This is a genomic window from Ruegeria halocynthiae (assembly GCF_000743705.1).
Classification (GTDB): Bacteria; Pseudomonadota; Alphaproteobacteria; order Rhodobacterales; family Rhodobacteraceae; genus Ruegeria; species Ruegeria halocynthiae_B.
This window is the reverse complement of record NZ_JQEZ01000003.1, coordinates 830,743-845,665: the sequence shown is the minus strand read 5'-3', so window position 1 is coordinate 845,665 and position 14,923 is coordinate 830,743. Positions and strand designations below refer to the sequence as shown.

At 55.0% G+C, this 14,923-nt stretch carries 16 protein-coding genes and 1 pseudogene; 9 read left to right on the top strand and 8 right to left on the bottom strand.

The window, feature by feature from the left end; all coding sequences use genetic code 11:
* Positions 1-63 precede the first annotated feature (63 nt).
* Together JT51_RS14765 and JT51_RS14760 are read right to left on the bottom strand one after the other, a co-directional pair.
* Positions 64-651, bottom strand: a complete 588-nt coding sequence (locus tag JT51_RS14765) for an MOSC domain-containing protein (RefSeq protein WP_037313915.1) — start codon at positions 649-651, stop codon at positions 64-66.
* A gap of 251 nt (positions 652-902) precedes the next feature.
* The gene (locus JT51_RS14760; protein ID WP_037313913.1) at positions 903-2,144 is read right to left on the bottom strand and encodes a Zn-dependent hydrolase; all 1,242 of its coding nucleotides are present in this window, start codon (positions 2,142-2,144) and stop codon (positions 903-905) included.
* Positions 2,145-2,284: 140 nt separating this feature from the next.
* Here JT51_RS14760 and JT51_RS14755 point away from each other — a divergent pair, with 140 nt between their 5' ends.
* The 6 genes from JT51_RS14755 to JT51_RS14730 all read left to right on the top strand — a co-directional run bounded on the left by JT51_RS14755 (position 2,285) and on the right by JT51_RS14730 (position 8,182).
* Positions 2,285-3,232: a LysR family transcriptional regulator gene (locus JT51_RS14755; protein WP_051927579.1), complete on the top strand. Its 948-nt coding sequence runs from the start codon at positions 2,285-2,287 to the stop codon at positions 3,230-3,232.
* A gap of 213 nt (positions 3,233-3,445) precedes the next feature.
* Positions 3,446-4,774, top strand: a complete 1,329-nt coding sequence (locus JT51_RS14750) for an ABC transporter substrate-binding protein (protein ID WP_037313911.1) — start codon at positions 3,446-3,448, stop codon at positions 4,772-4,774.
* 19 nt (positions 4,775-4,793) lie between these two features.
* On the top strand, positions 4,794-5,564 hold the full coding sequence (locus JT51_RS14745) for an ABC transporter ATP-binding protein (RefSeq protein ID WP_037313910.1): 771 nt from the start codon (positions 4,794-4,796) through the stop codon (positions 5,562-5,564).
* Complete coding sequence (locus JT51_RS14740) at positions 5,561-6,271, top strand: ABC transporter ATP-binding protein (protein ID WP_037313909.1); 711 nt, start codon at positions 5,561-5,563, stop codon at positions 6,269-6,271. Before JT51_RS14745 ends, JT51_RS14740 begins: the two co-directional genes overlap by 4 nt.
* Before the next feature lie 16 nt (positions 6,272-6,287).
* The gene (locus JT51_RS14735; RefSeq protein WP_235216183.1) at positions 6,288-7,154 is read left to right on the top strand and encodes a branched-chain amino acid ABC transporter permease; all 867 of its coding nucleotides are present in this window, start codon (positions 6,288-6,290) and stop codon (positions 7,152-7,154) included.
* The gene (locus JT51_RS14730; RefSeq protein ID WP_051927578.1) at positions 7,151-8,182 is read left to right on the top strand and encodes a branched-chain amino acid ABC transporter permease; all 1,032 of its coding nucleotides are present in this window, start codon (positions 7,151-7,153) and stop codon (positions 8,180-8,182) included. The genes JT51_RS14735 and JT51_RS14730 overlap by 4 nt, the downstream gene beginning before the upstream one ends.
* A gap of 200 nt (positions 8,183-8,382) precedes the next feature.
* On the opposite strand, the gene JT51_RS22395 is transcribed toward JT51_RS14730, so the two are convergent.
* Both JT51_RS22395 and JT51_RS22390 read right to left on the bottom strand, forming a co-directional pair.
* The gene (locus tag JT51_RS22395; RefSeq protein ID WP_327285342.1) at positions 8,383-9,000 is read right to left on the bottom strand and encodes an AraC family transcriptional regulator; all 618 of its coding nucleotides are present in this window, start codon (positions 8,998-9,000) and stop codon (positions 8,383-8,385) included.
* 100 nt (positions 9,001-9,100) lie between these two features.
* Positions 9,101-9,337 (bottom strand): annotated as a pseudogene (locus JT51_RS22390) (cupin domain-containing protein); the annotation flags it as partial.
* Between the two features lie 139 nt (positions 9,338-9,476).
* Between JT51_RS22390 and JT51_RS14720 the strand changes: the two are divergent.
* The 3 genes from JT51_RS14720 (at position 9,477) to JT51_RS14710 (ending at position 11,147) form a co-directional block, all read left to right on the top strand.
* Positions 9,477-10,001: a DUF4142 domain-containing protein gene (locus JT51_RS14720; RefSeq protein ID WP_037313905.1), complete on the top strand. Its 525-nt coding sequence runs from the start codon at positions 9,477-9,479 to the stop codon at positions 9,999-10,001.
* Positions 10,001-10,348: a cupredoxin domain-containing protein gene (locus JT51_RS14715; protein WP_081894702.1), complete on the top strand. Its 348-nt coding sequence runs from the start codon at positions 10,001-10,003 to the stop codon at positions 10,346-10,348. Before JT51_RS14720 ends, JT51_RS14715 begins: the two co-directional genes overlap by 1 nt.
* Positions 10,349-10,436: 88 nt before the next feature.
* Positions 10,437-11,147, top strand: a complete 711-nt coding sequence (locus tag JT51_RS14710; protein ID WP_037313904.1) for an IS6 family transposase — start codon at positions 10,437-10,439, stop codon at positions 11,145-11,147.
* A gap of 125 nt (positions 11,148-11,272) precedes the next feature.
* On the opposite strand, the gene JT51_RS14705 is transcribed toward JT51_RS14710, so the two are convergent.
* The 4 genes from JT51_RS14705 to JT51_RS14690 form a co-directional block, all read right to left on the bottom strand.
* A complete protein-coding gene (locus tag JT51_RS14705; protein WP_037313902.1) occupies positions 11,273-12,217 on the bottom strand; it encodes a cyclase family protein in 945 nt (314 codons plus the stop codon).
* 80 nt (positions 12,218-12,297) lie between these two features.
* Positions 12,298-13,470 (bottom strand): iron-containing alcohol dehydrogenase, encoded by a 1,173-nt coding sequence (locus tag JT51_RS14700; protein ID WP_037313901.1) that lies wholly within the window; start codon positions 13,468-13,470, stop codon positions 12,298-12,300.
* 2 nt (positions 13,471-13,472) lie between these two features.
* Positions 13,473-14,132, bottom strand: a complete 660-nt coding sequence (locus tag JT51_RS14695; protein WP_037313900.1) for an ABC transporter ATP-binding protein — start codon at positions 14,130-14,132, stop codon at positions 13,473-13,475.
* A complete protein-coding gene (locus JT51_RS14690) occupies positions 14,126-14,923 on the bottom strand; it encodes an ABC transporter ATP-binding protein (RefSeq protein ID WP_051927576.1) in 798 nt (265 codons plus the stop codon). The genes JT51_RS14695 and JT51_RS14690 overlap by 7 nt, the downstream gene beginning before the upstream one ends.

The following is a 14,923-nucleotide window of genomic DNA, read 5'->3' as shown; positions in this document are numbered from 1 at the left end:
CTCGCACTCAAGACCCGATCGCAATTTCTAGTTTTGCCGACATTGTCCGAAAAGCCTGAGGTCTCACTCTGCGTTTTTTGGCCACGGCTGAATGCGAGGTACGTGAACCGCAACTTCGTCCTTCATTGAAAGCTGGCCTTCACGTTCAACCCACGCCGTCAGCCCGCGCAAGTTGCGGGCGTGGTAGGCAAACTTGGCGCCTTTGCCGGGGTGCTGCTTTTCAATCACGTCGCCAGGGAACTTACAGGGCTCGTTTTCCATGTCCACAACCAGAGACGCGCCCGATGAAAAAATCAGCCGTGACGATGGCGGGAGTTGCGTCAGTGCGGGAATGCCAGATAGTACCAGATTTGCCCCAAGCCATTCCGGCTGCAATGTATCCATCTCCAATTTGGAGGCTATAATGCTCAGCTCTTCCAATGATACGATCGAGATCTGGCGAACATTTCGGATCGGCGTGCCGGGTTCATATTGCCGCCTCGTACGCACACAGGCTTCACGCACCAGGCTGGCATGGCTGTCACCTTGAAAACCGGTGAACTCTACATCTACCCGATCCACAGATTGGGTTTCCAGACCTCGGGCGCGATCTTGGTTCACCAAAATCTTGTCCACCCGGCCAATAACATCAACGGGGTTGAGAATTGCCATGAGAATTCCTCGTTAATTGGCTAAATACACTCGATTTGAGCGTCGTGACAGATTGGGAATTGCCTATAGAATGCGCTGCCCCAAAAGAATAACGGATTACAAAACACCACATTCGCGAAGGCAAATGAAAGGAACGTATCGCTGGCCCAGAACCCTTCCTGCTTACAACCTTCAACAGAGCCTTACGTCGCAATGAGGTTTTTGCAGATCGAACCGTGCCAAGCTTCCTTGCTGGATTTCAGACCCAAAGTTCAACCGTTCGCGCGGACCACAACCGAATTCAGCAATACATTGACGCCGGGAACAGTATAGCCAGCTTCGACATGTTCCGCCTCGTTATGGGTGATGCCATCTTTGCAAGGCGTGAAGATCATCGCGGTTGGAACGGCTTCTGCCAGCTGATAAGCATCATGCCCGGCCACGCTGAGCATATGTTTATGAGAAACATTCAGATCCGCGGCGGTTTTCCTGACCAGACTGATCAATTCCTGATCGAATGCAATTTCCCCGAATGACCATTCATCAGCGATTGAGATATCGACATTTGCCTGCCCTGCGGCAACCGGGATAAGCGCCAGCGCTTTTTGATACATTTCACGTGCGGCGGCCGGATCGGGATGACGGACATCAACCGTCACTGCGGCGTAATCCGCGATAATTCCGTACATATTCGGAGAGGCATCGAGCTTGGCGCAGGTGCTACGACCTTCGGGTTCGTATTCCCAGCCAATCTTGTTGACCTCGGCGACGATGACCGCAGCGCCGACAAGCGCGTCCTTTCGGCGTTTCATCAGCGTAGGTCCGGCGTGCGCGTTTTCACCCTTGATTTCCAGACGGGCGCCAAAAGACGTAAACCCGCCCGTCACGATGCCGACATGAATGCCTTCTTCGTCAAGAACCGGCCCCTGTTCGATATGAAGTTCAAAGTATGCGGCAATGTCAGCAGGCGTTCGGCTGCCTGTGCCTGCGTAGCCAATCCGCTCCAACTCTTGCCCGAACACAGCGCCATCCGCGTCAGTCTGGGTCAGCGCCTGTTCGACCTCAAGCGCACCTACAAAGGTAGCAGCCCCCATCATCGGGGGGTGAAACCGCACACCTTCCTCATTGGTCCAGCAAACAACTTCAATGGGGCGTTTGGTTTCGATGTTTCGATCATTCAGAGTGCGGATGATTTCCAGCCCCGACAGCACGCCAAGGATACCGTCGTATTTGCCACCCGCGATCTGGGTATCCAGATGGCTTCCGACCATAACAGGTGCCAGGTCAGGGTCTTGCCCCTCGCGCCTGGCAAAAATGTTCCCGACCTGATCGACAGAAACCTTGCATCCGGCTTCCTTGCACCAATGCACGAATTTATCCCGCATGATCTTATCATCATCACTAAGTGTGAGGCGGCTGAGCCCCCCGGCCTTTCCAGGTCCAATCTGTGCGGAAACCAAAAGTGTGTCCCATAAACGGTCCGGATTGATTTCCAGCGCGTTGGTTCTGTTCATTTTGACCTCGGTCCTAATTGTTTTAGACGTCCCCGGATGCCGCAAATCAGCAGTCCTCAAATTTAACCTACCGCTTGACAATAGAGTCCGGTATTTCGATGTAATAATGTTTAGTTAGATATTCCTAAATGTGAGAAATCATGCGCCTTCCACCGATCAGCAATGTCGACCTCAAACTTCTCAATGTGTTTCGAACGGTTGCGCAATGCGGCGGTTTTTCTCTGGCGCAGGCTGAACTGAATGTCAGTCAGGCCACCATCAGCATTCACATAAAGAACCTTGAAACGCGGCTGGGCTTGACCCTGTGCCAAAGGGGCCGGGCCGGATTTGCACTGACCGAAGACGGACAGCGTGTCTATGACGCCTCGAACGCGCTTTTCAGTCATCTTGAGGATTTTCGCACCATGGTGCTTTCCGACAAACGACTGGTCGGAGAACTTCAGGTCGCGATAATCGACAACTCAATCTTTCACCCGCGGTTTCAGCTGTCCGAAGTAATTAAACAGTTTGGGGCGCTTGATCACAGGGTTGATGTAACCGTCCATGTCGGCTCGCCCAACCAGCTTGAACAGATGGTTCTTGGCGGACAGGCGCATATGGCGATCGGGTTTTTCCCAAGACGCCTGTCGCAGCTTGAATATGTGCCACTTTTCCGATCCGAGGTTCGGCTGTTTTGTGGGCAGTTCCACCCACTTTTCGGGCGGGACGACGCGCATATTTCCGTCGAGGATATCGAGGGGCACTCGCACGCGCAGCGGGGTTATATGTCCTTTGATCAGCTTTCGGAAAAAGAACGATCTTTCCAGTATACCGCGCGTGCGCCAAGCATCGAAGGAATTGCGCATCTGATCTTGTCAGGTGAGCATCTTGCGTTTCTGCCCGTCCATTACGCACAAAGCTTTGTCAAAGCCGGGAAGATGCGGCAATTGATGCGGGACAGCTATGGGTATGTGGCGACATATGAATTGATCCGGCGTAAATCCGTTCCCCGAACCCCGGCGGAAAAACAGTTTCATCAAATGCTGGTAGAGGAAGTCGGTCGCAGCAATCTTCTTGATGGCCATGAGGACGTCAGCGGTTCTGCGTGATCGTTTCTTTTGAAATCCAGCGACTGGATTGCATAGATAAAATCTAAAGAGAACATTGTTACTTTCGCATATTTCAACCGTGGTTAGTTTGGCAGGCTTTCTGGGAACTGGCGGGTTTGTTGATGCGCGACGTCTCGATCACACCTTTTTCAAGGTTGGGACGGCTCGCGTTTCCTGAATCCGAAACACGTTGCCAAAAACAGGGGTGAACATATGTCAATTTCCAAGAAACCTGCGCGGGCTACATCACGCCGCAACTTTCTTAAGACCGCCGGGGTGGGAACGGTTGGATCTGCCGCAGCTCTGGCCGGGTTGAATTCATCCGCTTCGGCACAGACCGGTGAGCCGATTGTGATCGGACATCCGGTTCCCCTGTCAGGTGCGGCCGCAGCGGATGGCATCGAATTCAAGCAGGGCATGGAAATGGCCGCCGAAGAGATCAACGCCGCCGGTGGTATTCTCGGGCGGCCCATTGTTCTGGCCCACAGCGACACCGAATCCGGTGGCGACGACAAGGTGACCAGCGCAGGTCAGCGGTTGATCGACCGCGATGGGGCCAGCGCATTGATTGCAGGTTACAATTTTGGATCGGCAACCGCCCTACAGAACGTTGCGGCGGACGCATCGGTCATCTACATGCACGCGGATACCAGTCGCGCGCATGGTGAAATGGTCAGCGGCGATCCCGACCGGTTCTGGGGGTCGTTCATGTATTGCCCGTCCGAACTGTATTATGGCTCGGCATATCTGAACTTCATCCGCAATCTGGAAGACACCGGCCAGTTCACCCCCACCAACAACAAGATTGCCCTGGTGACAGGGCCGATTCCTTATTCGATCAACATCGCAAACTCGATCCGCGATGCCGCTGCCGAATACGGCTATGAAATTTCGCTTTATGAAACTGTCGAGGCCCCGACCAGTGAATGGGGCCCCACGCTGGCAAAGATCCGTGAGGACGAGCCCGGGTTTGTGGTGATCACTCACTTCTTCCCAGGCGATCAGGCGCAGTTCATGATCCAATTCCTGCAGAATCCGACCAACAGCCTGGTCTATCTGCAATACGGTGCATCGCTTGCAGCATTCCGTGACATCGCGGGCGACGCCGCCGAAGATGTGCTTTACGCCACCAGCATCGGTGTTCTGACAGGTGAAATCGGCACCGATTTCAGCGCCCGTTATCTGGAGAAATATGGTGAGGCCGCTTCCCCGAACGGCGGGGCCCAGACGTATGAAGCCCTGCATTTGTTTGCACAGGCCGCCGCGATGGCAGGCGGTGTGGGCGAAGCCTATGACGATGAGCAAAACAAAAGGGTCGCGGATCGCCTGCGCGGCATGATCTATCGCTGCCCGACGGGCGTAATCCGGTTCGATCAGTCCAAACAGCAGGCCTTTTCTTATCCGGTGCAGACCGACGACCCATCGCTTGGCATGGCGCATATCTTCAGCCAGATCGAACGTAAGGAAGAAAACGGCAAGATCATCTCGCCACCACCTTACGGCGTAGTGGATTTCCGCACGCCCAAATGGATCAAGTCCTGATCTAGCGCGGGACGTGAACATGGCCGAGCAGTGCATTCTCGAATGTCGAAATGTCTCCAAGCATTATGGCGCATTGGTGGCAGTTGATGACATCGATCTCCGGATACAATCAGGCGAGACCGTTGGCATCGGGGGGCCAAACGGAGCTGGCAAAACCACGTTCTTCGATTTGATATCAGGTCTGACCGCCGTAAGTGGCGGTCAGGTCCTGTTCAACGGCGACCCCATAATTGGGGTCCCTCCACACCAGCTGTTTCACATGGGCCTTGCGCGTACGTTTCAGGTGACTGACGGCTTTGGCAGCCTGTCGGTCGAACAGAACATCCTGGCATCGCTGGTTTATGGCGGCGGCAAGGAGCGGCCCGGAATCCTGTTGGGCAAACGTCACCGCATGCGGGCCGCCGAAATCATGGAGGAATACCATCTCAGCCACCTGGCGCAGGCGATGGTTTCCGACATTCCCGCGCTGGACCGAAAGAAACTTATGGTGGCAACAGCCGTTATGCATGATCCAAAAGTCCTTTTGCTGGATGAACCCGTCGGGGGGCTTACCCCTCCTGAGATCGACGCATTCATCGAGCTTATGGCCGATGTTCGCAAAAAGGGCATCAGCATCGTGTTTATCGAACATGTGATGCGGTTTCTGACCACGGTGGCCGACAGGGCACTGATCATGCATCAAGGCAGGTTAATTTACGACGGAACCCCACAGGGGATCGCCTCGGACGAAACTGTCAAATCGGTTTATCTGGGCTCCAGCGCCGACCAGATGGTTGGGGGCGCAGCATGACCCCGTTGTTATCCGTCCGGGGGCTAAGCTCGGGGTATCGCCATCAAAAGGTTCTGCATGGGCTGGATCTGGATATTCCCATTGGCAGTGTCACTGCTGTGATCGGCCCGAATGGGCACGGTAAATCGACCCTACTAAAGGCTATTGCCGGCCTATTGCCCAGTTGGGAAGGCGAGATGGTTTTTGACGGCAACAGACTGCCCGCAGGTGCCCCGGACCGGGCGCGCCGGGGGGTCGTTCTTGTGCCCCAGGGGGATCAGCTGTTCACCGCCATGACCGTCGAGGAAAACCTGCTGATGGGGGCGTTTGCCCGCACGGACACAAATGCGATCAAGGCCAATCTGGACGAAGTTTTCGAACTTTTCCCCCGCCTGCGGGAACGCCGCACGCAGCGCACTGAGAGCCTGTCGGGCGGTGAACGCCGAATGGTCGGGATCGGGCGCGGAATGATGGCCAACGGCAAGCTGACCATGATTGATGAGCCCTCACTGGGGCTGGCACCGCTGATCGTCGAACAGATCTACGACGCGCTTGGCAAACTGGCGCGCGAAGACCGGTCCATCATTGTTGTCGAGGAAAACCCAAGTCGCGTGGCCGATGTGGCCAGTGCGTTTTTGCTGATGGACGGCGGACATTTTGCCTGGACCGGAAATGCCGACGACCTGAGACAATCGGGCGACGTTCTAAAAACTTATCTGGGAGGCTGACGGTTTGGATGCCATCGTGCAAATTATCGTCTCGGGTGTCACATTGGGGGCCATGTATGCGCTTGCCTCTGTGGGCCTTGCCCTGACATTCGGGACAATGGGCATGTTCAACATGGCCCATGGGCTGTTCATGACCATCGGGGCCTATGTCACCTATTCGGCAGCCGCCGTTCTGAACCTGCCCCTTGGCATCGCAATTCTGGCAGGTCTGACCGCCGGAGGGGCCGTTGGGGCCCTCATGCACCTTGTCATCGTGCGGTTCATGCTGGATCGCGAGGATTTCAGAACAACGATCATGGTTGCAACGGCGGGTGTCGCAATCCTGCTTCAGGACCTGATCCTGAAGTACTATGGTGCTTATCCGTTCCGGCAGCCGGCCCAGATCGAGGGAACCTTCAGGATCGGCAATGTTGCGGTTCCGTATCAATCACTGGCCATTCTTGTCACGGCCGCCGTCCTGATTGGTGCAACGGCGTGGCTGCTCAAGAAAACCCGGTTTGGGCTGGCCATCCGCGCCACCGCGATGAACCAGGACGCGGCCAAGCTGATGGGGGTGAAAACCGAGCGGACATATCTGCAGGTCATCATCATTGCCGGTGTGCTGGCTGCCGCTGCGGGCATCCTGATTTCCTCCATGGCCAGCTTGTCACCCGGAATGGGAACCAACCCGCTGATCCGGGCCTTTGTCATCTGTGTGGTTGCCGGTCTCGGCAGCGTTGCAGGCGCAGGTATGACAGCCCTTGCGCTGGGGGTGATGGAAGCCGCGATTGGCTATTACTTCGGGGCGCGATTTGGCTTTCCCATTCTGCTGGGGCTGGTGATTTTGGTCCTGATTTTTCGGCCCGCGGGTCTTTTCGGTAAAGCAGAGGTGATACGATCATGATGGGATCCGGCGTATTGACCCGACACCTTGTCGGCCTGATCGGTTTTGCTGCACTTATGGCGGTGGTGCCATTTTTTGTGACTCAGCGCTACTTTCTGGGCGAAATCGTCTTGTTCATGATCTGGGCATCCGTCGCAATCCAGTGGAATGTGCTGCTGGGCCATGCAGGTGTCTTTTCCCTGGGCCAGATGCTGTTTTTTGCCATTGGTGCCTATTCTGTCGGGATGCTCGGCGTGTTCTATGACGTCACGCCCTGGCTCTCGATGCCGGTTGGCGCAGTTGTCGCCGCTGTCGCTGCGTTCATCATCGGGATCGCCTGCCTTCGTCTGACCATGCCCTATGTCGCCCTGCTGACCTTTGCCATCGTCTTTATGGTCGATAGCCTGATCCGAACCGATGTCGAATGCTTCATGTCTCACGGAGGGCGCTGTTTGCCGCTTTTTGGTGGGGGGCAGGGGTTCTCGGGGTTCGATGACCTTGGGTTCCGAAAGCTTCTGAAGGGTAAGTGGATCGTCGGGAATTACTTTGTGGTGCTCACCGTTTTGTTGCTGTCTCTGCTTGCCTCAATTGTCGTCATTCATGGGCGGCTAGGCCTGGCCTTCCGCGCCTTGCATGACAGCCGTGTTTACGCCGCCGCACGTGGGATGAACCGAACCAGATTTCACGTAGTTGCTTTTGTCGTCACGGCGTTTTTTACCGGCCTGACCGGAGCCGTCTACGCCGCCCATTTTCGCTTTGCAGGACCAAGCTTGTTTGAATTTCCCACCCTCGTCATAGTCATGGCCATGATCGTGGTTGGCGGCCTGAAATCAACCTGGGGGCCAATTGTGGGTGCAGCGGCAATGATGCTGTTGATCGAGTTCGCCAAAGGCTGGGGCGATATCCAGAACGCTCTGGTTGGTACAGTGCTGATCTTGTTTGTTTTGTTGTTGCCCAAGGGCTTGAGCGGTGTCATTTCGGCAGGAGTGGAGAAAATGGTGAAAGCCGAGCCATCCCGCACAGACCAGGCATCGCCAGCAAAACAATAACTGTAATACCGTGTAAGAGTGCCCCAGTCGGAGACGTCTTCCAGGTTGTTTGGCCGATACTGTGATCCCTGAAAACTGAATCGTTTAACCCCAGATTTGTCAACGCGGGTCAGGTCGCCCGACACAAACCTAACGCACTGGCCCGCATCAAAAAATCTTAGACAAACCGGTCGCTCAAAAAAGGTAGGTGAGCGTCCGGTTTAATGCGTCGATGTTAACGTGATTTGCCGACGGAAGCCGGCAGGTGAGAGGCCAATTTCCCTCTTGAAAACGCGTGCAAAAGCAGAATCCGATGCGTACCCAGCACGTTCCGCTGCATCCGAAACAGAACTTGATGGGTCAGTGAGACACTGTTTGGCGATCTCCAGCCGCCAAGCTGTAACATATTGCATTGGCGACATCGCCATCTTTTTCTGAAACTGAACCGCAAAGTTTGTTCGTGACATGCCTGCAAAGCCCGCCATTGTTTCTATTGTCCAGGATGCGCTTGGATCCTTGTGAAACGCGTCAAGGGCCCGGGCCAGATGGTGATCAGAGAATCCGTTCAAGCCCCATCTCGAGGATTCGTCACTTTCCACAAACGAACGTATGGCCTGCGCAAGAATGGCTTCTGACATCTTCAAAGCAATGAGATCGCCGCCCAGTCGAAGACCCCCGGCCTCATCTCCGATCATGCGCAGTGTCGCCTCCATCCATTTTCCAGCGGTTTCCCCGTAATTCCTGAGGTGAATGATCGGTGGCAGGCGTTCCAACAGAATATGTTTTGCATGAGGGTCGAATGAAAAATGGCCGCATATAAGTGTGCGTGTCACGCTCATCCCCGTCGCCGCCGTAAACCAGAACCCCAGTGCCTGTGTATCCCGAACGTTCGATGACCGTGTCCAGAGGCAAAACCGCATCTCTTGTTTCGGCCGCGCAGTACAACTTGTGTGACGCGCCATGCGGAATAATCAACAGATCGCCCTGTTCCAGCGCCACCACTTTTTCATATCCCTTAACTTCGATCAGGCAATTGCCCCTATGGGCAAAATGAAATCGGGCGACGTTTTCGAACTTGGGAACTTCAATCCCCCAAGGGGTGGTCAGCGAAGTTCGAAAATAGAGCGCACCTCGAACAGACAGTTTCGTGAGGATATCGCTAAGCAGGTCGAGCATACATTTTCATCGCAGTATTTTGCGCTTTTGTACAGTTGCTTGAACGATCTGCACGATTAACCGTACGTTCCCGCATATATCTCACTTCATAGTTCGGATTACTCCTATTGCCATCGTAACACTCAGTGGAGTCTCCAAAATGAAGAAACTGATTTCCGCATTTGCTGTGGCACTTGCCATGACTGGCACTCAAGCCTCTGCGCAGGACGTCGCCGAGATGAGCGATCTCGAATACGCTCACATTGCCTATACGGCCGACAACATCGACATTCGATATGCCTATCTGGCGCTGGCTTTGTCGTCGAATCCCGACATCCATGAATTCGCAAACACGATGATCCGTGACCATACTGCCGTGAACGAAGCGGCCCTGGGCCTGCTCGAAAAATTGGGAGCGTCAGCGCAGGACAACGCGTTCAGCCAGACGCTGAATGCCAATGCCGAAGAGATCATCGATGGCTTCGTCAAGCTGCGTGGCGCAGAATTTGATGCCGCTTATGCAGCCAATGAATTGGCCTATCACCAGGCGGTGAATGATCTGGTGGAAAACACAATGATCCCCAATATCGACAATGCCGAGGTGAAGGCTCTGTTCGAGCAGGGTCTTGAAATCTTTAAAGCCCATGAAGGCCACGCCGAAATGATGGTCGAGGCGCTGCAGTGATGGGAAAAGCCCATTCACGCCGTCGCGTGATGGTTGGAGCGGCCGCATCGGCGGTCGCTCTGGCTTTAACCCGAACACGGGCTCGGGCGGCAGATCCCGTAGTCCACGAAGTCAATATCAAGGCATTCACGTTCACGCCAAAGCTTCTGAACGTGTCTGTTGGTGATACCATTCGATGGACCAATGAGGATCTGGCACCTCATACTGCGACAGCCGATGAGTTCGGTTGGGACACTGGAGAGATAGTGAACGGTGTCAGCGCCAAAATCGAGGTTACTAAAGACATGGAAACAAAATATTTCTGTGCTTTTCATCCACACATGAAGGGAACAATAGTGATTGTGTGATTTGGCGAAACATCAATTTCCGAAGTGCTGGGTGTCTGATCGGTATTGCCAAGTTGTTCAGGCTGAGTGATCCAGCTATGTCGCGCTAATGAACATCCTAACGATCATGCTGCGCCTGAAGGGATTTCGCTTTCCTCGCGAGATCATTGCCTACGCGGTTTGGGCTTACCATCGCTTTGCGTTGAGCACAGCTGACGTCGAGGATCTGTTGACTGCGAAGGGCGTGATCGTCAGCCGGGAAGCCGTTCGGCTGTGGGTAAATCGCTTCGGTCAGCACTTTGCAGATTGCATTCGCCGTGATCGGCCGCAGCCGAACGACAAGTGGCATTTGGACGAGGTCGTGATCACAATCCGTGGCAAGAAGCACTGGTTGTGGCGCGCGATCGCTGCAAATGGCGATGTGCTCGACATTCTCGTGCAAACGCGCCGAAACGCCAAAGCCGCAAAGCGCTTCTTCAAAGGGCTGGTTGCCAAATTTGGCGAACCCGGAGTCGCCGTGACTGACAAGCTGCGCAGCTACATCAAGCCGATCAAAACACCGGCACCGGACGCTGACCATCGTGCCCACAAAGGTCTAAACAACGCAATCGAAGTGTCGCATCGACCAACCCGCAAACGAGAGAAAATAATGGGCCGGTTCAAATCTCACCAGCATGCCCAGAGATTTCTGCCCGCGCATGACCAAATCAACCTGATCTTCAGTCACCGCCGATATCAACTCACTGCAAACTCAAACCGCCACACCCGTTCTGATGCGTTCAACCTTTGGGACGATTACACCGCCGAAATGGCGGCCTGAACCTTCCTTTGCCAATACCTCACAAGCTCACGTCAACAACTTGGCAATACCCACAAAATCACTTTTTCGATCAGTCGATACTGGATTTGTTGGCGACCGAGGGATGGCCCCTCGGTCGATAGTCTTCAGCGAATTGCCGTTGGGTTGATCATCATTTGAACAGCCCCCTTCAGCCGCGTCACACCAAGAACAAACATGAATTCCCAGGCCTCATCCTTGACCATCTCACGTGTATCCATATTCTCAAGAATATAGATGCCATTCTGCGGTATCAGGATCTGGTGGACGGCAAAGACACCGTCTGTACCTTTTTCAAAAGGCAGCGCTTCTAGGCCCCATGTGTCAGCCCCGACAGCGACAACACCAATTTCCGCAAGATATTCCGCCCCAGTGATGCCAAGGCCCGGCTCGACAGACACATAGCGATCGTGATCCTGGTTCTCACCATCAAGCAGGTTCAGCCAGCCTGAGTGGAACAGGACGGTATCGCCTTTTTTCAATTCAACATCCTGCGACTGAGCTGCGGCGATAATGTCTTCCTTGGTGTAGGCCGTGCCCTCTTTTACAATGTCCTGACCATAATGGGCGGACATATCAAGCAGCACGCCGCGGGTCACGATAGGTGGCAGGTTTTCCAGGCCCAGCTTGGCCAGCCCGTCGGCTTTGGCAACCTCTGCGCCGTGCAGACCGTTATAGTATTCATGCTCGATTCCAATGTGGCCAAGCCCGTCAATCTGCGGGCCAATGCCGAGCCATCCCATAAAGATATCGTCATTATAGGTCATCCCGTTGGTGCCTAGACCCTGTGTTGTGATCTGGTTCGGCTGAAGGACGGTAATGCTCAGCGAACGGGGTGAAAATGCCGGGGTATCGGAATCGACTACGATCCCCAAATTGTAAGTTTTGCCTGTCTTGATAAGCTTGGACGCTGCAAGAACACTTTCAGCGGAAATATGGTTTGCAGCCCCGATTTCATCGTCAGGCCCCCATGGCGACTCGCGCCAATCCTGCGCCAATCCCGCAGTTGTCATGCCGCACAATACGGCGGTTGCAATAGCCAGTTTTTTCATTTGGCCTTCCTCCCTTTTGGTTCCCCGGTCCCTTGGTTCAAGTGCTGGCGACGACCGAGAGACGCCGGCTTCTGATCGCGTCAGAGCGATGCTTCGTAGATACGCGCGGCGTCCTCTTGTTTCAGGGTGCGCGGATTGTTCACCAACAGTCGTGTTTGATTCATGGCGTCAGTGGCCAACCGGGGGATATCCGATGCGGTAATGCCGACCTGCTGTAAGCCACGTGCCAGACCCAGTTCAACGTTAAGCTGCCCCAGACGTTCGATGAATTCGGCGGATATGGTCTGAGCGTCGCGCGTGATATCGATGTCGGGAAAGACAAGGGGTGCAAGTTCGGCATATTCCGCCCCGCAGTCCGGGGCATTGAACCGCATCACCGCCTCAAGAACCAACGCGTTGGATAGCCCGTGCGGGACGTGAAACAGGCTGCCGACCGGATAAGCAAGCGCGTGGACCGCTGCAACCGGCGCGTTTGCAAAAGCCTGTCCCGCCAACATTGATCCCAAAAGCATCTGTTCGCGGGCCTGACGGTCGCTGCCGTTCATGACGGCTTGCCGGATGCCCGACCCGAGCATTGCCAGCGCCTGTTTGGCCAGCACGCGTGAGATCGGATTGCTGTTTGGACTTCTTGAGGTATACGCCTCGATCGCGTGAACCATCGCGTCCACGCCCGTCGCGGCGGTAATGTGGGGCGGCAATCCCAGCGTCAGCTTTGCGTCTAGCACCGCAATGTCGGGCAGAAGGATTGGCGACACCACGCCCTTTTTCTCGTCTGTGCCGGTTGTCAGGATCGAAACGGCTGTGACCTCGGACCCGGTCCCTGCGGTCGTCGGAACCAGAACCAGCGGCAGGCGTGTTCCGCGGGCCTGATTGACCCCATACATGTCGTCCAGCGGTTGATCGGTGTTGGCCAAAAGCGCAATCATCTTGGCCACATCCATCGAACTGCCACCGCCAAAACCCACAACGCAGGACACCACGTGCTGCTTTGCCAAAGCGACAGCTTCCAGAACGGATGCGGCTTTTGGATCTGCCTGAACCTGGTCATAAATGACCACATCCAACCCGCACGCCCTGAGGTTTTCGATTGCATCCGCCGCAAGGCCCAGTTTCATGATCCCGGGATCGGTGACAAACAGCACCTTAGCCTGGTCATTGGGGATGGGAAGGCTGCCTAAAATATCGCCCAGTTTCGCGGCGGTTCCCCAGCCCTGGCGAATGGATGCGGTGGTGTTGAAGGTAAAATCATCCATGCTTATGCCGCCTGTGTCTGTGACATCAGGCTGATTTGCCCGCGTTCGATTGAATAGACCTTGTCGACCACTTTTTCGGAATGCGAATAGTCGGATTCCGAGATCAGGACAGTCAGGTGTTCCCCTCGCAGGTTGCCGATCACCTCCATCAAACGTTGCGCCAGCGCCGGGGCTACACCTTCGAAGGGCTCATCCAGCAGCAACAGGTTCGATCCCGCAACCAGCGCCCGCGCCAGAGCGACCAGTTTTTGTTGACCACCGCTTAGTGTCATGGCCTTGCGTTCGGAAAACCGTCCGATTTCGGGCATCAGCTCGTACACCCATTTCAACCGCGAGCGATCGCTGTTTCGCGTCGCCCAGAGTGAAACCAGAATGTTCTCTTCGACGGTGAAATGGGGCACCAGACGGCGATCTTCGGGCAGATATCCAATGCCAAGGATCGCGCGTTCATGCGCTTTTGCGTCATGCAAATCGGTGTGGTTGAAGCGGATACTGCCTTGTTCGGCGGGCAGAATGCCCATGATCGACCGCATCAGGGTTGTCTTACCCGCCCCATTTCGGCCAATCAGCCCGCAGGTCGTGCCGGTCTCGATCTCAAGATTGACGCCCCGCAGAATTGGAACGCGCTGAATGGACAAGCTGACATTGTTCATCGTCAACATGGGGTGGCCTCCACTTCCTGTGTTTCGGGACGCGCGGTCCGGTGCATTTCGCTGCCGATTACGAATTCGCGCACTTTTTCATTCTCAAGCACCTCTGCGGTGGGCCCGTCTGCAAGGATGGTGCCCTCGTAAAAGGCCACGCATCTGGGGGAAAATGCCTCAACAATCTCCATGTCATGTTCGATGAACAGCACGGCGGTTTCTGTTGTTTTCAGCGCCGCGATCAGGGTGCGCATAAAGTCCATCTTTTCGTCGGCGCTGACGCCGCTGGTGGGTTCGTCCAGAAAAAGCAGGTCGGGTTCGGCGACCGTTGCCATGGCAATATCGACAAGCTTGCGAACGCCCTGCGGCAGGGTCTGGATTTCCTGATCCGCGTATTGGCCGATATCGAACCGGGCAAGAAGCGCCCGGGCCTCGTCCACCAGCGCGCTATCAATAGCCCGTTTGAACAGAACGGGTTTGTCCTGTTTTGAAATTGTCAGGGCAATCAGCATATTTTCGATCACGGAAAGTTCCGGAAATAGCTGTGGGATTTGGAAAGACCGGCAAATGCCAAGCTGGGTGATATCCCGCGTCGCCTTGCCGATGATGTTCTTGCCGCGATAAATGATTTCCCCTGATGTCGGGGTCAGATAGCCGGTGACCATGTTTACAAATGTCGTCTTACCGGCACCGTTTGACCCGATCACGCCCAGAACCTCACCCGAGGCGATCGAGATATTGACGTCGCGCGCCGCATAGACGGCACCAAACTTCATTTCCAGATTTCTTGTTTCAAGGATCGTTGTCAT